Source organism: Halalkalibacter oceani (genome assembly GCF_023715605.1).
GTDB classification, from domain to species: domain Bacteria; phylum Bacillota; class Bacilli; order Bacillales; family Bacillaceae_D; genus Halalkalibacter; species Halalkalibacter oceani.
In genome coordinates this window covers 80975-98217 of sequence record NZ_JAMBOL010000007.1, presented here as the reverse complement: position 1 = coordinate 98217, position 17243 = coordinate 80975, and the positions used below count along the sequence as shown (strand labels likewise).

Genomic DNA, 17243 nt, shown 5'->3' with positions numbered 1-17243 from the left:
TACTCCGTGAAGGAAAAAATTCTCCGGTTGTCTGGGAGGAAGTGGTCCATTCAGAGGAAAAGCTGTCTTCAAAGGGGGAGCAATTTTCCTTTGAGACAGCTCTTTGCTTTTTAAAATAGGAAGGCTCGTGCCATTACCTATTTATGTTTGCGGTCCCTGCACGATTTGTCTTGTCGCGACATTTAGGCGGTTAAACAAATTCACTGTAGCGATTCCGGCAATAAGCGTTGCTAACGCTTTTTCCTCATAATGCCGGGCGGCTTCAAGATACGTCTCCTCAGTAACGGGGTTGCTTTGGTCGCTTAGGCGGGTGACTGCTTCGACAAGTGCCAAAGCGGCACGCTCAGCTTCTGAAAAAAATGGCGTTTCTCTCCAGGCTGCGACAGCTAACACTTTTTCAGGAGAGGCGTCTTCATTTTTCGCATTAGTGGCATGGAGCTGCACGCACACGCTGTCTCCATTAATTTGACTCGCGCGGAGATAGCATAGAAAAAGGATTTGACGCGGGATGTCTGTTTCTGCTGCGGAAGTGAATAACGCCTTTCCTAAGCCTTGCAATGCTTCGTTTACATTCGGAATAACTTCAAGCGGACTTTTCATTCGTGGTTTCATAACATAGCTCCTTTTAAAAATATTTATGAAGAGCATGATTGGCTCCTCTACTACGATGACGTATCGGCTTGATCGGATGTGACAAAAAATAAGAAATACGGTGTCACAACCGTGCGCTTCTTTTCGTCTTACTCTATAAAGAAGGAAAACAAAAGGAATGAACGAAATGACAGAAGAAACGGAACAAAAGGCGGAACAATTTCAATTACATAGAAATCATTTAAAAGCAGTCGCGTACCGCTTGCTGGGCTCAGCCGAAGAAGCGGAGGACGCCGTTCAGGAAGCATGGTTTCGTCTGCAAAGGGTGGAGCTGACCGGGATTGAAAATGTGAAAGGATGGCTGACAACGGTCGTTTCCCGCATCGGTTTGGATATGCTGCGGAGCCGAAGAGCAGGGCTGGAGGTGTCGGAGGAGGAAATGTTCGATGAGATGAGCAGCGATCGCTACATGGAGCCGGAGCGGGAAGTGTTGCTGGCCGATGCTGTGGAGGAGGCGCTGGCAATCGTCCTGCAACAATTGAAGCCTGCTGAACGGCTGGCGTTTGTTTTGCATGATGTTTTTGCTGTTCCCTTTACAGAGATTGCTTCGATTATCGGGAAGTCGGAGTCCGCTGCCAGGCAGTTAGCGAGCCGGGCGCGACGGAAAGTTCACGGAAAAAAAGGGCAGACAGTGGCACATAGAACAGAGCGGGACACGCTGGAAGCGTTTCTCACTGCGGCTTATGCCGGTGACTTCAGCACATTGCTTTCTTTACTGGATCCGGAAGTAGTACTGCGGGATGACCGCGGCGGAGAGGTGAAAGTCGTAAAAGGAGCGGAGCGTTTAGCAAAAGAAGTAGCAGGAAAGGCGCAGCCCGCTCAGTTTATCCTTGTCGATGGAAAGCTCGGCTTGATGGCTGCACGAAACAAAACATTGCTGTACATTCTTAGCTTTAAACTGAAAGAAGGGATCATTACAGAAGTAGAGCTGATTTCCGACAAACGACGGATGGAGAAACTAAAGCTGTCTTTATTGGGGGGATGAAGGGCACTTCCTGCTTAATGTAAGAGCAATGAACGTTTATCGGTGCTATATTAAACATAAGTGAGGAGGAAATGAAATGGTACATCCGAACGAAAAAAGATGGAAACAACGGTTTTAAAACCTTCAAAAGGCTTATTTACAATTCAAGGAAGTGGTAGAGTTAACCGTCAGAAATCCTTAAGCAAACTGGAAAAAGAGGGAATCATTCAACGTTTTGAATACACGTTTGAGCTATCCTGGAAAACATTAAAAGACTATTTGGAAGCTCAGGGTGAAAAAGCCCGCTTTCCAAGAGATGTCATAAAAAAAGCGTTCCAATACGAAATGATTGATAATGGAACGGTTTGGATGCAAATGCTTGAGAGTAGAAATATTCTTTCTCATCCTTATGATGAGCAAGCGTTTGAGACGGTTTTCACTAAAATCATCCAAGAGTATTTTCAAGCGATTACTTCAGCCTTTCAAGAAATGGAGCGGTTATATGAAGGCGACTGAGGAATTTGGTATTGAGAAAGAAAGTCTTGCCCTGATGCGGAACGCTCTTAAGCAAATAAAAGAAGTGGAAGAAGTCATTATTTTTGGCAGTCGGGCCATGGGAACGGAAATTTGGAAGGAGAGGTTGATCATCGTATACGGTTCTTCATATTCCATAGCTGAATCAATAAACCGATCAAAACGGGGTTTATTACGATCCAGAAACGATTCATGCTACGTCCTTAGCGACGTTGCATCAAGAAGTTGCCACTGTTCTTTCCACGGAGGAGTTCATAGCGCAAGTACGCTAACGATATCGGCCGCTTCCTCAGGTCAAGAGGGAGCGGCCGGTCGCTATGGTGTAGGCAGCTTATCCGGATGCATGAGTAGATCGATATCGTGAACCATTTCTTCCTGAATGAGGAAGGAAACCACGGCGTAAATCTCGTGCCGCACATAGCAAGCAAGGGCGGGCTGTTCAATTGCCCGCGCTTCTTCTATATGAAAAGAGCCTCATTGGAAGCAATCAGAGCAATTAACAAAAAATCGAAAGTGTGAATCCTGAATGGCTAAGCCTGTCTGCAACGAGTATAAGGTGAGGGACGTAACGCTAAAGGCTCTCACTGCCAAAACTCCGACTGGCTGTCAATCCAGCTGATATAATCATCAAACGCGCTATCGAGATCGTAGGCCGGGGTGTAGCCGGCATCGTCGATCAATTTTTGAATCGAGAGGGGAGAGCGGTCCTGACTGCCGTGAAAGCTGATGTTGGCTTGTTCGGCTGACTGGACGAGTTCATATTGAAAATCTGGCAGGATCGTTTGGAGCTTTTTGCACCAGTCATAGACTGTCCAGGATGTTCCGGAGCTTATGTTGAGAACATCGCTGGAGATCGCTGTTTTTTGCAAAATTGTGGCGACTGCGCCGGCAATGTCGCGGCTGTACACCCAGTCATTCGGCCCTTTTCTCGGCAGGAATGCTTTTTGGTGTAAATAGGCGAGGCGCGTTGCTTGTAAAGGGGCGCTCAGTGTATCGCGAACGCCGGTATTTCGTTCCCACGGTCCGAAAACAGTACCTACTCTTACGATTCTAATATCGAGATCGAATAATTGTTTATAGCGGAGCGCCGTTTTTTCTGCGGCAAATTTGCTAATGGCATATAATGTTTTAGGTCGGGGGTGCGCAGTGTCTTCGTGTACCGATGTGTAAGCAAAAGCCGCGTCGCCATAGACGGAAGCGGAGCTCAAATAGATGAGTTTTTCGATCTTGTTTGAGAGCGCTGCCTCCAACACTTCCACCGTTCCGGAAAAATTCACGTCTAGGATCTGTTTGCTTGCCGTTTTTTCACGAGTGAGGTCGGGCGTGATGACGGCCGCATGAATGATTTCTGTGATCGAATAGCTTTTGATAATCCGCTTGATTTGAGTGCTGTCGAGGATGCTCGCCTGGACGTGGTGGTATGTACCGCCGTTCGTTTTCAGCGTGTCCTCCGCTTCTTTTAAAAGGGGAGCCATATCGAGCAGAACGACGTCTATCCCCTGTTTCGTCAAGTGTTCTGCGATGTTCATTCCGATAAAGCCGCAACCGCCGGTGATCAGCACAGTCATCGTACTCGCTCCTTTCCGTTCATGAAAGCATGATTTGTGGGTTTACAGTTGGACGGAAGCTTTTTTCTGCGGTTCAATCCATTTCCCCCATCCTTTAACATCAGGCTGAATTTCCCCGTTCTTTGCAACGAGATGGCCGCGGACAATCGTATAGATGGGCAGTCCTCTTATCTCCAAACCATCAAACAGGATAGCTGCATCTCTCGCTCTCGTGATCATCTGACTACTATCGATTTTCTTCTTTGCCTCTAAGTCAACAATCGTAATATCGGCGTCCGTGCCTGCTTGTAAGGAGCCTTTTTGCGGGTATAAATCAAATGCTTTTGCCGGGTTCTCGGATAAAAGCTGAACAACCCTCGCTAAGCTTAATCTGCCTTTGGCAACCTGATGTAACATCAATGGCAGAACGAGTTCCGCTCCGGGGAAGCCGGCGGGAGAACGGAGAATATTGCCAATCCATTTTTCCTTATCAGCTTTGAAAGCCGGTGAATGGTCGCTGGAGATATAATCAATTGTTCCATCACGGATGAAATCCCACATTTTATTAACTTGTTCGGTTGAACGCAGCGGTGGATTGCATTTCCCGTGCGGTCCTAGTTTTTCAACATAGCTTTCATCATAGATCAGGTAATGGGGGCAGGTTTCCGCATAGACGCGCACCCCTTGTTCTTTGGCGGTCTTGATTAATGCGAGAGCCTCGGGACTTGAGACATGACAAATGATTAATGGAACGTTGAATTGTTTGGCGAAGTAAAGCAGCTTATGGATGGCTGATGTTTCGACTACGAGATTACGGACATGCAAGTGGCTTTTAAAATCTGCCGGATCCGTAACCTGTTGCGTGAAAAAGGTGATCAGTTCATCATTTTCGGCATGAACGGCTAAAGGGAGGCCTGTTTTGCTAATTTCAGAGAATCCCTGGATAAGGTCGGCGTCTGTTGTCATGGTAAAGCCTTCATACTCATCTTCACGTCCTTTTGGGGCGCTGTGCATAAACGTTTTATAGGCGACAATTCCTTCCTTGCCGAGTGGCACAATCTCTGCATAATGATCATTGCCCGCTGCTCCGTATAGGGCATAATCGACAACGGCTTGATCTTGAATGATGTCGCGGCGTCTGGTCAGTAATTCTTTATTATAGGTGCATGGATACGAGTTCGGCATTTCAATAATCGTTGTCACCCCGCCGGCTGCCGAGGCGCTCGTTCCGGAAAAGAAGTTTTCCGTGCTTTCCGGGTGTTTGGCAGGTTCCTTAAAATGCACATGTGAATCAATGATGCCCGGCAGCACATATAAGCCGGTTGCGTCAATATAAGCCTTTGACGTAAGCGCGCTATTCGTACTGGAAATTGAGACGATTTTGCCGTCTTTAATGGCAAGATCGTTTCTTTTAAATTCTCCATTTTGCTGATACACGTATCCGTTTCTGATCAAAAGGTCCATCATTATGTTTACCCCTCGTATTCTCATATTTTAATATCATATTTTCATTATATGATAAGTATATTATTATATAATTGCAAGTTTAAATTTTCTGAAAATGTGACGAGGAGCTTTTTTATAGTGATGAGATAAAGAAAAGAATGCCTGCAAGCAAAGGCATCCTCTTCTATAAATTCTTCTCAATTTCGTTTACTGCGTTTTTTATTTTTTCGATCAGCTCTTCTTTGTTGTTTCTGATGATTCTTTCTTTTGGACCTGCGAGGCTTAAAGAACCAAAAATGTTCCCTGATGAAAAAATCGGAACGGCGTATGTGTAGACACCTTCATCCAATTCACTGTCCGACACCGCGTAACCATTCTCTCGGACCTTTTTCATTTCTTTGATTAATTCTTCTTTATCGACGATCGTATGGGGGGTGAATTTTTTGATGAATCCATGTTTATATAATTTGTTAATCGTTTCTGATCCCATATAAGCCAGAATGGCCTTGGAAGACGCGCCGGCAAACAGCGGAATCACTTTTCCGCTTACAGATGAAACTTTAATGAGGTGATGGGATGAGGTGACGTCTTCAAGACAAACCGCATTTAAACCGGAATGAATGACCAGAACGGAAGTCTCCTTCGTTTCATCGGTAAGCTGCTTCATGATTGGATTGGCGATTGAAATAATTTCATTATCAATTCTGGCGAGATTGCCGAGTTCCAAAAGCTTAAATCCAATTTTGTATGAATTTCTCTCCGTCTCAAATACATAGCGGTTCTCTTTGAGAATCCGAATGTAGCGATAGACAGAACTTTGGGGGATGTGCAATAAATTGGAAATTTGCGTGACAGTTAATTCTCTTGTTTCTAAATTAAATAGATTTAAGATTTCTAATGCTTTCTTTATGCTCATCTTTTCAATTCCCATCTTTAGTAAAATTATAAATCATAATAGAAAGATACATGATTACAAGATAAGCGTCAAATAACCCTCGGCTTTTTGAGACGTTGCTGAAAAGTACGATTTTCACTTTTTCAGCAGGTTTTTGGTATAAGTATTTGTCACGATCCTGAGCTTCGATTCGCTCCCAGGATGGGGGGCGCGCTTTCCGCAGGAGGGCGTTGAACTAACCTGAAGGGGCACGAAAAAAATTCCATGCAGGCCTTACGAAAAATGCAAACGAGGCTGAACCATAACTACTGTGTTTACCTGAATGTCGAGCGAAGTCTATTTCAGGAGCGACGGATCCCCTTCTTTTCATTTGTACTCGTCGATAACCTTACCCACTAATCTTAGTATGTTTTGTCTACGGGCTGTAGTAAATGAGCGTAGCCATTACTCTTCTTTGAGTTATGAAAAAGAACGTTTTTCAGGGGCCTTCTGTTTGATGGGGGTATTGGAGGCCTGTTTAAAAATGGCAGCATAAAGTATGTGAGAAAATCGACTATAACGCATTGAATATTATCAGAATTTACACTACAATCGGATTAATTATCACATTCTAATAATTGTTTATTAATATGTGATATTGATTTTCGGAAAATGTTAAAGGGGTGAACGGTTTTATGAAAGGAAATGGACAATTCCACGTTGCGTTTGTCATGTTTATCATGATTTTATTGTTAGCTGCATGCGGCTCAAGTTCAACAGAGGGAGGAACAGGCTCCACTGAACAAGAGGGCAATGATTCAGAAACAAGCGGACAGGAAGTGAGTGAGCAAGAGGGTGAAGCGCAAGGAAAATTAGCGGAAATACTGGAAAGAGGGTCGATTATTATCGCCACGAGCGGAAACAATGCCCCGACCATTTTTCCTAATGAGCAAAATGAACTTGTTGGCATTGATGCGGATTGGGCGCAAATCATCGCCGATCATTTAGGTGTCGAGATTGATTGGAGACGGATGGACTTTAAAGGACTCATTCCAGGGGTAACCGCAGGTAATTTTGATATCGCGATGTCCGGCATCAATGTGACGGAAGAGCGGCTCGAAGCTCTCTATTTCTCAGATCATTACGCCTTTGACGAAGTGGTGGCTGTTTTTCCGGAAAGTACAACGGATATTCACAGTCCGGAAGACATTACGGATCGCGTTGTCGGGGTAGTAGCCGGTTCAACGAACGGGGAAGCGCCGGCAGAAGAAATTGGGGGATACAAAGAATTAAAGTCCTATCCAGGGCTTGCGGAAGCATTGCATGATTTGAAAAATGGCCGGACTGAAGTCGTCATCACAGGAAAAATGTTAGCCGGGCATTGGATTCAAACAGAAGGAGAAGGATTTACGACGTCGGAAGAAGGATTAAATGGACGAGAAGTGGCTGTCGCGTTGAACAAAGGAGAAGACGATCTAAAAGCTGCGATTGATGAAGCGATTCAAAACGCCAAAGAGCAGGGGAAATATGAAGAAATTGCTGAAAAATGGCTTGGAACGACTTTCTCAGAATAAGGTTATGCGGTCAAATTAGAAGAAACATGGCGGTGGCTCCGTTCTGCGCAACCTTTGCTCACTGCTTTAAGCCCGGAGCACAAGGGGAACGTTTGCCTTTGTTCCGGGCTCCTTATAAAAACATCTAGGGGTGAGTCTGAATGATTCAATGGGATATGGTGATTACCTATTTACCCGCTCTGTTGAAGGGAGCATTAGTCACAATAGAAGTGTCCCTGCTAACTTTAGTGATTGCCACGATAGCGGGAACATTTATGGCATTGATGAGGATGTCCAATAACCGTTTTATTCGGACTTTTGCATTTATTTATGTTTGGATTATGCGCGGAACGCCGTTGTTACTAATTTTATTTTTTGTATACTATGCGTTTCCGAGCTGGGGGATAACCTTGCCCGCTTTTGCTGCGGCCGTTCTTGCGATGTCGCTTAATTCCACCGCTTATAAATGTGAAATTATCCGTTCGGGAATTAGCGCCATTCCGAAAGGTCAGACGGAATCGGCGATTGCAATAGGGATGTCGTACTGGCAAGTATTCAGACGAATTATTCTTCCGCAGGCTACGAGAATTGTTCTCCCTCCATATATGAGTAACGCCATCTTGTTAGTGAAAAATTCAGCGTTAGTTTCGGTTATAACGGTTAGTGATTTAATGCTGAACAGTCAACAGATTTACAGTGCGACATACAGACCTGTTGAAATACTTGGCACAGCTGGTGTCCTCTATTTAATTATGACAAGCTGTCTGATGCTCTTTCAGAATTGGGCAGAAAAGAAATTATCTTATTATTCCAGATAGTACTTTTATATGGGGAGTGAAATAAATGGAGCCCTTATTGAAAATTGAAGGACTAAGCAAATCGTATCATGACCTGGAAGTGTTGAAAGGAGTTGACTTGACGGTCAACAAGGGGGAGGTCATCGCGATTATCGGGCCGAGTGGCACGGGGAAAAGTACATTGCTTCGCTGCATTAACTTTTTAGAGGAGCCAACGGCAGGTATCGTTTCAATTGGTGAAGACAAAGTGGAAAGTCTCCCTCAACATAAGAAGCAGCGAACGTTTCATCCGGATATTACAAAATTGCGGACGAAGGTAGGGATGGTATTCCAGCATTTCAACCTGTGGCCACATATGTCGGTGCTGGAGAACGTGATGGAAGGTCCGACATTAATTAAGAAAAAGCCGAAAGCGGAAGCGCTGGAACAGGCAAAGTATTTATTGGACTTAGTGAAGATGGGCGATAAAGCGGATCAATATCCGCTGAGTTTGTCGGGAGGCCAGCAGCAGCGCGTTGCCATCGCCAGAGCGCTGGCGATGGAACCGGAGTTAATGCTTTTTGATGAGGTGACATCCGCCTTAGATCCGCAGCTTGTCGGAGAAGTGCTGGAAGCAATGACAAACCTGGCAAAAAAGGGAATGACGATGCTCGTTGTCACCCATGAAATGCGATTCGCCGAGAACGTGGCGACGAGGGTTATTTTTATGAATGAAGGGAAAATTGCCGAGGAAGGGACACCGGAGAAAGTGTTTCACAATCCTGACAATCCAGCGACTAAGTCGTTCCTGTCATTTTCTAAGCAGTAATGAAATAGAAGATTCCGCTAAACGGTTTTTGTCCATATTCTACGGACAGAGGCCGTTTTGTTTGCTAGTGCGAACCCTCCCTTGTTCAATTAATATACTAGTAAATTAAATGGTTTGGTAGAGAGGAAGAGAGACTTTAGAATGAATCGTTGTTTTTGAAATAAATGTCGTTAAATCGTCATATATTTCAATGTGAATCCACTTGAATTCGATGGGGGATTTCCGGCTTTTTCTTTTTATCGAGCATTATTCTTACTTTACCAATTGGTTTTTGTGTATTATAGTTATAGATGCTCATTATTATAAAAAAGCTTTTAGGGAGGAGAGCATTTTGGATACATTTCTTATTGTTATCAATATCGCTGTCTTTTTACTTTTGATGGCCGGACTTTATACGCTGCAAAGGAAGCATGTGAAGTTCTCAAAACGGGTCTTTGCGGGGCTGGGGCTTGGGATCTTGTTTGGACTTGTCATTCATCTGTTATACGGCACGGCGTCTAATGTCACGGAAACGACCATTCAATGGTTGAACATCATCGGCTCCGGCTATGTCAGTTTGCTGCAAATGATTGTAATGCCATTAGTATTTATTTCGATTATCGCAGCATTTACGAAAGTCAATCTTTCAAAGAACCTCGGCAAAATCAGTTTTTATGGGATCGGAATTTTATTAGTCACAACAGGAATTGCCGCGGCAATCGGGATTGCTGCGACGTTTGGCTTCGGCCTCGATGGAATGGAATTGCAGGCGGGAGAGGCTGAGCTGGAGCGAAATGAGGCGCTTACCGATCGAGTGGCTGATGTTGAAAGCATGACGATCCCCGAGCAGATTCTTTCTTTTATTCCAACTAATCCATTCGCGGATTTGGCAGGATCGCGTTCTACTTCGACGATCGCGGTGGTGATTTTTGCCTCGTTGATCGGAATGGCGTACTTGGGGGTAAGACGGAAGCAGCCTGAACAAGCAGAGTTGTTTACAAAAATCATTGATTCCTTATACGCCATCGTCATGCGGCTTGTGACATTAATCTTACGGCTTACACCTTATGGGGTGCTGGCGCTGATGACAAGGGTCGCTGCTACGAGTGATTATGGTTCAATCGTCAATTTAGGCAAATTTGTTGTCGCTTCATATGTTGCGCTGATTGTGATGTTCCTCGTTCATTTACTGATGATCAGCTTGGCGAAATTAAACCCTGTTACGTATGTGAAAAAAGGATTGCCGGCCTTAACGTTCGCCTTTACGTCACGTTCAAGTGCGGGGACGTTACCGCTTAATATTAAAACGCAAACGGACGGCTATGGTGTCTCGCCGGGGGTGGCGAACTTCGTCGGTCCGTTCAGCTTGACGATTGGTCAAAACGGATGCGCCGGTATTTATCCTGCGATGCTGGCTGTAATGGTGGCGCCGACTGTCGGAATCAATCCGCTCGATCCCGGGTTCATCCTGACATTAATTCTTGTCGTCATCATCGGCTCTTTTGGAGTGGCAGGCGTTGGGGGCGGGGCGACATTCGCGTCCCTGATCGTACTTTCTGTCTTAAATCTCCCTGTCGCGATCGTCGGCTTATTGATTTCAGTTGAACCGTTGATCGATATGGGCCGGACTGCTTTAAACGTCAGCGGCAGTATGACGTCCGGTATTTTAACCGGGAAAATCACCGGCGAGTTTGATGAACAAGTCTACAACGAAAAATCCGGCCTCGATGAAGTGGTTGAAGCGTAAGCCCGGTGTGTGGGGAAGCTGCCTGCATAATATACGATAAGCATTGAAAGAGTAAGATGTAAGATAACATGAGAAACCCGCGAAAGGAGCTGTTCTCATGAATCTTACATCTTTTTTTATATACTGTGTTATCATAAGCTGCTGAAAAAGTACGACTTTTACTTCTTCAATGGCCTCTGTTATTATGAGCTTTACACCAGGTCCGACGAATAGCGTTATTTTATCAACCGTACATAATTGAGGGACGAAGAAAGCGATGGAATATCTATATGGAGCGACAGTCGCTTTTGCTTTATTGCTTATGATTTCAGCGTTGCTGATGGGCATTATTAAATGGTTATCACGCTGCCAGCTAAACATTCGCTGACTCTTTAGGGGAATAAGGGACAAACAGTAACACGATCAGGCCGATCGCAAATAGGATGATTAAGCTGGCGACGCCGAAAGCCGAGCTTCCGGTGAGCTGGGTAATGATCCCGACAAGAAAGGGACCTGAGACGGCGGCAAACCGGCCAAAGATGGTATAAAAGCCGAAAAACTCGTTCGCTTTTTCCTTCGGTACGAGCTGGGCAAAATAGGAGCGGCTCAGTGCCTGAATGCCGCCTTGAGAGGTGGCGACGAGCATTGCCAAAATCCAAAAGTCGGCTGTCGTTTTTAAAAACATCGCATAGACGCAGACGATCATATAAATGATGATCCCTGTATAGAGCATCCTTTTGACGCCGAAGCGATTGGCTAATTTTCCGAATAAGATGGAAAACGGCGCTGCGACAATTTGCACAGCTAAGAGGGCAATGATCAGATCGGTCGCGCCTAATCCTAAATCGGTTCCGTAGGCGGTCGACATGGAGATGATCGTTCCGACCCCGTCGATATAAAAGAAGTAGGCAATTAAAAACAAGAAGATCGTCCGGTATTGCCTGATTTCCTTGAAGGTTTGGCCGAGACGCTTAAAGCTGTTGGCGACAATTCGCGGCTCGGGGTCAATCCCATGCAGCTGCTTGACGTTTTTCAGCATCGGAATGGTAAAGACGAGCCACCACGCAGCCGTAATGAAAAAGGCTGTCCGGCTGGCTCCTGACACCGACAGTGGAATGAACCCCATTTGTGCCGACACAATGATGGCGATGCAGGCGATAAATGGAATCGAGCTGCCGATATATCCTAACGCATAGCCTCTTGCCGACAGTTCATCCATTCGCTCTTTTCCAGTGACATCGACAATATAGGCGTCGTAAAACACATTCGCCCCGCGCGCGCCGAGCGTTGTCAGCGTATAAACGACGAGCAAAAGCAGCCAGTTGTCATCAGGGACAAAAAACAGCGCGACCGTCGATGAGACCCCGATCAGAAAAAAGAAGGTGAAAAATTTCCCCTTCAGCCCTTTATAATCGGCGATTGTCCCTAATATAGGGCCAAGCAGCGCCAACAGAAAAGTGGCAATCGAAATCGTATAACCAAGATAGGCTGTAGAGTCGGCCGAATGAAGCCCGGCATTATCCGCGACCTCTTTATAATAAATCGGAAAAATAGCGGTGACGATAATTAGAAAATAAGCGGAATCGGCCCAATCATACATCATCCAGCTTTTTTCCGCCTTCGTGTATTTGCCCACTGCCGTCCCCTCCTTTATCTAGTAGTCTACTTTAGTCGGAAAAGGATGTATAGATTGCTGGATAAATTTTACTGGATTTTACAAGTGATTTACGTGTTTTTTACATCTGTTCACGGTCGAATGGTCCGAGGTCTGGTGTGTTGTGACGCTTTAAGGGTTCTTTACATTGCTATGTCCGCTAGGTAAGATGAAAGGAAAGGATCGAAAAAGGAAATAGGAGTGTTCCTGATGGCCAATAGCGAACGAAATCCAAAGGTTGATGATTATTTACGCAAAGCAGACAAGTGGAAAACGGAAATGGAAAAGCTGAGAGCGATCGTTCTGACCTGCCCGGTCGAAGAGGAAGTGAAGTGGGGCAAGCCTTGCTACACTGTAGCAGGAAAAAATATATGCATCATCCAGCCATTTAAAGAGTATGTCGCGTTGATGTTTTTCAAAGGAGCGTTGCTGCCTGATCCTCACGGCGTGCTGATTCAAATGACGGAAAATGTGCAGGCGGCGCGCCAACTGCGATTTACCAGCCTTGGGGAGATCGTCGAAGCGGAGTCAATTCTAAAAGCATATGTTCATGAAGCGGTCGAAGTGGAGAAAGCCGGTTTGAACGTGCCTGCTGAAAAAAAAGAACTCGCTCTTCCGGAAGAATTACAGCATAAATTTGCGGAACTGCCGGAGCTGCAAACGGCTTTTGAAGCATTGACGCCAGGACGGCAAAGAGCCTACGTGCTTTACTTCACCGGGGCGAAGCAAGCGAAAACCCGGGTGGCCCGGGTTGAGAAATACGTAAAGAAAATTCTTGATGGAAAAGGATTGAATGAGTAGAGCGAGACATGCGTTTGCACTTTCCTGGTAAACGATGCCGGCTGAGGGGTTTCGCGAGCCTGCAGCCCCAAAGTGCCGTTTGCGGAAACTGTGTCGGCAGGCTTTTTCTCAAGCATTGATTTATAAGCCTGTTTTCAGAGCCCGGGACAGAAGTCAAAGCTGGAAAACAGAGCGGTGGCTCTATCTACGCCTGTTTCGAGCTTAGACAAGAGGGGAAAGTGCCCCTTTAGTCTAAGCTCTTTTTTCATTTGGACACTAATTTTTTACGGATAAATAAGTATTGCAGTCTTCACATAAAACGTCATCTGCATGATGGCTTATGACTTTATCTAAAATTCCGACCCGTCTCTTACCTTCAGGGGGCATGGTTAATCTTACAACTAATTTGTCACCGGTTTTGATCGTTCTGGAACAATTCGAACATGTTAACTCTTTGCCTCCTATAGCTTTTTTTAATTTGCTCAAAAACATAGATAGATCATCCTCACGACTTTATTTTTTCTTTCGCCTAAAATCACACCATCATCATCAATAGAGAATCAGAACTTTATCTTCATTTTATCACTTCTGCTAAACGTGATTGCCAATGAATGCTTGGTGCCGGTCTTCTTTCGCTCAGAAGCGTTGCGGGCTATTGCTTTTATTGTCATTCTCCAGGACAATAGTGGCAAAAGCGTGGCGGGGAGATGGAGCGGATGATAAAGGAGATTATCATAATTGGCGGGGGGATCGGCGGACTTTCTGCCGCGCTGTTGTTGGAAAAGAGAGGTTTTTCTGTACGCGTATACGAAGAGGCCTCCTCTATTAAAGGGGCCGGGGCAGGGATTGGCATTGGCTCCAATGCGATTCGGGCTTTGGATGAGGCGGGTATCGGAGAAACGATTCTGGAGATCGGCAATGTTTTGGAAAAGCAAGTCTTTCTGAATGGACGAGGACGCAAAATGACGGAATTAAATTTTTCCTTGATTGACGAACGATTTGGTGCGAAAAATATTACGATCCACCGGGGAGAGCTGCTTCGCATGTTGCAGCAGGCGCTTCCTGCAAAAAGCATCCAGTTGAAGAAACGATGCATCGATTTCAAGCAATCCAAAGACAAAGTTGAAGTCATATTTGAAGACGGCTCGAAGGATGAAGCAGATTTTGTTATCGCCGCTGATGGCATTCACTCTTTTTTTCGCCGGAAGCTTGTGCCGGGCTCCGTTCCACGCTATGCCGGCTATACATGCTGGCGCGGTGTCGTCGCGAATAAAGGAAGAATCGAGCAGCATAGCGCCGCTGAAATGATTGGGAGGGCGTGCCGCTTCGGTATCGTTCCGTTGAAGAACGAGCAAATTTATTGGTTTGCCTGCATCAATGCCGGACAAAAGGACCCGGCGCTTAAAGGCGCTCGAAGTAAGGATGTCGCCCGGCTGTTTCAAAAATTTCCTCAGCCGGCAGTCGATTTGATTCGGGAAACGCCGGATGACGAATTACTTCATCATGACATTCTCGACATTCGTCCGTTGAAATCCTTTACCTTTGACCGGATTGCGCTTTTAGGAGATGCTGCGCATGCGACGACACCGAACATGGGCCAGGGAGCAGGCCAAGCAATCGAGGACGCCATCGTTCTCACAAATGCGTTCATCAAAGCGAAGACGATCGAGCAGGCCCTGCATTTCTACAATGAAAAGCGCGTTAAACGTACAGCGAAAATTATTACGATGTCACGCCAAATTGGAGCGGCTGCCCAAGCGGAAAATCGTTTCCTCGTGAAGCTGCGCGATGCCGTTTTTACGATAACGCCCCCGAGACTGCTTCATAAACGGTTTCAGTTTTTGTATGATGTTGATTTTGAATAACGAAAATAGGCTATTCGTGATACAATTAAGATAACTAATTAGGCTTTGTGTTTGCCCGAAACCAGGACATCATCATTGAGTTTATAAGTATAAACAGGAAGAAAAAAGAATTGATTTGAAGAACTGAATGATAAAAATATGAAAGGAATGAACGAAGTGAGTGATGAACTGCTAAAGCAAATTCTCACTGCAGTAAATGAGTTAAAAGAGCAACAAGTAAGTACAGACCAAAATATAAGCGCGATATGGAAAGAAATGAAAGGGTTCAAAGAGCAACAATTGAGTACAGGCCAAAGTATAAGCGCAGTTTGGGAAGAAATAAAAGGGTTAAAAGATCAGCAATTGAATTCAGACCAAAATGTAAGTGCAATGCGTGAGGAAATGAAAGGGTTAAAAGATCAGCAATTGAATTCAGACCAAAATGTAAGTGCACTGCGTGAGGAAATGAAAGGATTCAAAGATCAGCAATTGAGTACAGATCAAAATGTAAGTGCAATGCGTGAGGAAATAAAAGAAGTAAAAGACGAACAAGAAAAAATGAGTAAGAAAGTGGATAAGATCGAGAAAACCTTGGATTACAACACGCAAATGACAGAAAAAACGCTGGAGTACGCCATGAATATCGATAAATACCAGCATGATCATGAATGGTATGTAACAAAAAAAGTCATGCAACATGACAAGGAAATTTTGCAGATTAAGGATAAATTAAAGATGTAGCCGTTTGGAATCCTGGACAAAAAAGTGTTTATCGACGAATGATTATCTTTATTCCAATTTACAAACGAAAAATTCTTGAAAAAAGAAACCTAATTTGATAGAGTAAAGATAAGCTATTTTGCAATGCAAGGTAGCTTTTCAAAGACTGACTATATTGTTATACAAGATACTTGAGAGGGACGTATGTCCTTTCTCTTTGCGTCACTATATTGCAATGCAAGGTAGGTGAAGGGCTTGTCGGTACGAAGCCAATTGTTAAAAGGGATTCTCGAAGGATGTATTCTCGCTGTGATTTCAAAGGAAACGATATATGGCTATGAGCTTACGATGAAGCTTCATGCCTTGCGTATCGAAGTAAGTGAAGGCTCGATTTATCCTATTTTACTCCGGCTTCAGAAGGAAAAGCTAATTGTCGGAGAAATGAAGAAATCACCGAGCGGACCAAACCGTAAATATTACACATTGACGGAAAAAGGCGAGGAAGCGCTGCAGGACTTTAAAAGGCATTGGGGGCAATTAAAAGGCCCCGTCGATAAACTGCTGGGAAAAGGAGACGAAGAATGATGCGGGTAAAAGAGCTGATCGAAGAGAACAATCGAAAGCGCGAACTGTTACACAAGGAAAATGAAAATTATTATGAGGGACTGTTGCTATATATCCGAACGTCATTTAATAAATCGGAGCAGGAAACGGAAGAAATCTTAATGGAAGTGCTCGACCACCTCCTTGAAGCACAGGAAGAAGGACGGACAGCCGAAGAAGTATTTGGAGATGATCCAAAGGCATACGCCGAGGAAATTGTCGGCGAGCTGCCAACAGCGATGCCGAAAGAGATCGTAAAGATACTTTCCATGATGGGCTTGATCTTTTTAGGCGTTTTCTCTTTTTCTACAGGGCTGTTGGCGACCATCCTCAGTTACGGCTTCGATATGGGGGACACGATTTATCAATTTTATTTAGGGAGCTTGGCCGTCAGGGTGGCTGGTTCGATTCTCGTCGCCTATCTTTTGGTTGAAGGGGCATTAAGGTATATCCGCTGGTCTGCTTTTCGGTCGATAAATAGAAAAAAAGAATTTATCCTCTTATTTTTGCTCGGTGGAGGAGCATCGGGGATTGTGATAGCCGGCCTTTATCTTATGCCTTCGTTTGGTGTTCCTTTCGAATTTCCTGTTTACTGGCTAATCCCGATTGGAGTTGTCTTATACGGAGCTGGGAAATGGGTGGGGAAGAAGTGATGAAATCAAAATAATGAGGAAATCTAACCAGAGTCGATATGAAGCAAAGAATCAGGATCATCCTAGAAAACATGCAGGAAATCGGTATTTAACCTGTAACGATTGCCGGG

The 17243-nt window shown here is 44.9% G+C and carries 16 protein-coding genes and 1 pseudogene; 12 read left to right on the top strand and 5 right to left on the bottom strand.

The window, feature by feature from the left end; translation table 11 throughout:
• Positions 1–141 precede the first annotated feature (141 nt).
• Positions 142–612: a carboxymuconolactone decarboxylase family protein gene (locus M3202_RS10080; protein WP_251223214.1), complete on the bottom strand. Its 471-nt coding sequence runs from the start codon at positions 610–612 to the stop codon at positions 142–144.
• A 157-nt stretch (positions 613–769) separates the two neighbouring features.
• Here M3202_RS10080 and M3202_RS10075 point away from each other — a divergent pair, with 157 nt between their 5' ends.
• The 3 genes and pseudogenes from M3202_RS10075 to M3202_RS10065 form a co-directional block, all read left to right on the top strand.
• Positions 770–1636 (top strand): sigma-70 family RNA polymerase sigma factor, encoded by an 867-nt coding sequence (locus M3202_RS10075; protein ID WP_251223213.1) that lies wholly within the window; start codon positions 770–772, stop codon positions 1634–1636.
• A 99-nt stretch (positions 1637–1735) separates the two neighbouring features.
• The gene (locus M3202_RS10070; RefSeq protein ID WP_251223212.1) at positions 1736–2131 is read left to right on the top strand and encodes a nucleotidyltransferase substrate binding protein; all 396 of its coding nucleotides are present in this window, start codon (positions 1736–1738) and stop codon (positions 2129–2131) included.
• A gap of 173 nt (positions 2132–2304) precedes the next feature.
• Positions 2305–2421, top strand: a pseudogene (locus tag M3202_RS10065) (cysteine hydrolase); the annotation flags it as partial.
• Positions 2422–2730: 309 nt separating this feature from the next.
• Here the strand turns inward: M3202_RS10065 and M3202_RS10060 are convergent.
• The 3 genes from M3202_RS10060 to M3202_RS10050 all read right to left on the bottom strand — a co-directional run bounded on the left by M3202_RS10060 (position 2731) and on the right by M3202_RS10050 (position 6058).
• Positions 2731–3717, bottom strand: a complete 987-nt coding sequence (locus tag M3202_RS10060; protein ID WP_251223211.1) for an NAD-dependent epimerase/dehydratase family protein — start codon at positions 3715–3717, stop codon at positions 2731–2733.
• A gap of 42 nt (positions 3718–3759) precedes the next feature.
• Positions 3760–5163: a dihydroorotase gene (locus tag M3202_RS10055; protein WP_251223210.1), complete on the bottom strand. Its 1404-nt coding sequence runs from the start codon at positions 5161–5163 to the stop codon at positions 3760–3762.
• 163 nt (positions 5164–5326) lie between these two features.
• Positions 5327–6058 (bottom strand): IclR family transcriptional regulator, encoded by a 732-nt coding sequence (locus tag M3202_RS10050; RefSeq protein ID WP_251223209.1) that lies wholly within the window; start codon positions 6056–6058, stop codon positions 5327–5329.
• Positions 6059–6711: 653 nt separating this feature from the next.
• Between M3202_RS10050 and M3202_RS10045 the strand changes: the two genes are divergently transcribed.
• The 4 genes from M3202_RS10045 (at position 6712) to M3202_RS10030 (ending at position 10900) form a co-directional block, all read left to right on the top strand.
• Positions 6712–7590, top strand: coding sequence for a substrate-binding periplasmic protein (locus M3202_RS10045; protein ID WP_251223208.1), 879 nt, complete (start codon positions 6712–6714; stop codon positions 7588–7590).
• A 140-nt stretch (positions 7591–7730) separates the two neighbouring features.
• Positions 7731–8387 carry an amino acid ABC transporter permease gene (locus tag M3202_RS10040; protein WP_251223207.1) on the top strand — a complete coding sequence of 219 codons (657 nt, stop codon included), beginning with the start codon at positions 7731–7733 and terminating at the stop codon, positions 8385–8387.
• 25 nt (positions 8388–8412) lie between these two features.
• Positions 8413–9174 carry an amino acid ABC transporter ATP-binding protein gene (locus tag M3202_RS10035; RefSeq protein WP_251223206.1) on the top strand — a complete coding sequence of 254 codons (762 nt, stop codon included), beginning with the start codon at positions 8413–8415 and terminating at the stop codon, positions 9172–9174.
• Positions 9175–9505: 331 nt separating this feature from the next.
• Positions 9506–10900: an L-cystine transporter gene (locus tag M3202_RS10030; protein WP_251223205.1), complete on the top strand. Its 1395-nt coding sequence runs from the start codon at positions 9506–9508 to the stop codon at positions 10898–10900.
• 352 nt (positions 10901–11252) lie between these two features.
• Here the strand turns inward: M3202_RS10030 and M3202_RS10025 are convergent, their stop codons facing one another.
• Entirely contained in the window at positions 11253–12482 is a 1230-nt protein-coding gene (locus M3202_RS10025; protein ID WP_251223277.1) for an MFS transporter, read from the bottom strand.
• Between the two features lie 261 nt (positions 12483–12743).
• On the opposite strand from M3202_RS10025, the gene M3202_RS10020 reads away from it, so the two are divergent.
• The 5 genes from M3202_RS10020 to M3202_RS10000 all read left to right on the top strand — a co-directional run bounded on the left by M3202_RS10020 (position 12744) and on the right by M3202_RS10000 (position 17133).
• Positions 12744–13334, top strand: a complete 591-nt coding sequence (locus tag M3202_RS10020; protein ID WP_251223204.1) for a YdeI/OmpD-associated family protein — start codon at positions 12744–12746, stop codon at positions 13332–13334.
• Between the two features lie 695 nt (positions 13335–14029).
• Positions 14030–15178, top strand: a complete 1149-nt coding sequence (locus M3202_RS10015) for an FAD-dependent monooxygenase (protein WP_251223203.1) — start codon at positions 14030–14032, stop codon at positions 15176–15178.
• 156 nt (positions 15179–15334) lie between these two features.
• Positions 15335–15898, top strand: coding sequence for a hypothetical protein (locus tag M3202_RS10010; RefSeq protein WP_251223202.1), 564 nt, complete (start codon positions 15335–15337; stop codon positions 15896–15898).
• Between the two features lie 234 nt (positions 15899–16132).
• A complete protein-coding gene (locus M3202_RS10005) occupies positions 16133–16462 on the top strand; it encodes a PadR family transcriptional regulator (protein ID WP_251223201.1) in 330 nt (109 codons plus the stop codon).
• Positions 16459–17133, top strand: a complete 675-nt coding sequence (locus M3202_RS10000) for a DUF1129 family protein (RefSeq protein WP_251223200.1) — start codon at positions 16459–16461, stop codon at positions 17131–17133. The genes M3202_RS10005 and M3202_RS10000 overlap by 4 nt, the downstream gene beginning before the upstream one ends.
• Positions 17134–17243: the final 110 nt, after the last annotated feature.

Excerpts from the sequence above, each read along its gene's own strand:
- M3202_RS10025 (WP_251223277.1), bottom strand. The coding sequence starts at position 12,482 with ATGATGTATGATTGGGCCGATTCCGCTTATTTTCTAATTATCGTCACC.
- M3202_RS10040 (WP_251223207.1), top strand. The coding sequence starts at position 7,731 with ATGATTCAATGGGATATGGTGATTACCTATTTACCCGCTCTGTTGAAG.
- M3202_RS10020 (WP_251223204.1), top strand. The coding sequence starts at position 12,744 with ATGGCCAATAGCGAACGAAATCCAAAGGTTGATGATTATTTACGCAAA.
- M3202_RS10055 (WP_251223210.1), bottom strand. The coding sequence starts at position 5,163 with ATGATGGACCTTTTGATCAGAAACGGATACGTGTATCAGCAAAATGGA.
- M3202_RS10050 (WP_251223209.1), bottom strand. The coding sequence starts at position 6,058 with ATGAGCATAAAGAAAGCATTAGAAATCTTAAATCTATTTAATTTAGAA.
- M3202_RS10045 (WP_251223208.1), top strand. The coding sequence starts at position 6,712 with ATGAAAGGAAATGGACAATTCCACGTTGCGTTTGTCATGTTTATCATG.
- M3202_RS10000 (WP_251223200.1), top strand. The coding sequence starts at position 16,459 with ATGATGCGGGTAAAAGAGCTGATCGAAGAGAACAATCGAAAGCGCGAA.
- M3202_RS10060 (WP_251223211.1), bottom strand. The coding sequence starts at position 3,717 with ATGACTGTGCTGATCACCGGCGGTTGCGGCTTTATCGGAATGAACATC.
- M3202_RS10015 (WP_251223203.1), top strand. The coding sequence starts at position 14,030 with ATGATAAAGGAGATTATCATAATTGGCGGGGGGATCGGCGGACTTTCT.
- M3202_RS10070 (WP_251223212.1), top strand. The coding sequence starts at position 1,736 with ATGGAAACAACGGTTTTAAAACCTTCAAAAGGCTTATTTACAATTCAA.
- M3202_RS10035 (WP_251223206.1), top strand. The coding sequence starts at position 8,413 with ATGGAGCCCTTATTGAAAATTGAAGGACTAAGCAAATCGTATCATGAC.
- M3202_RS10075 (WP_251223213.1), top strand. The coding sequence starts at position 770 with ATGAACGAAATGACAGAAGAAACGGAACAAAAGGCGGAACAATTTCAA.
- M3202_RS10080 (WP_251223214.1), bottom strand. The coding sequence starts at position 612 with ATGAAACCACGAATGAAAAGTCCGCTTGAAGTTATTCCGAATGTAAAC.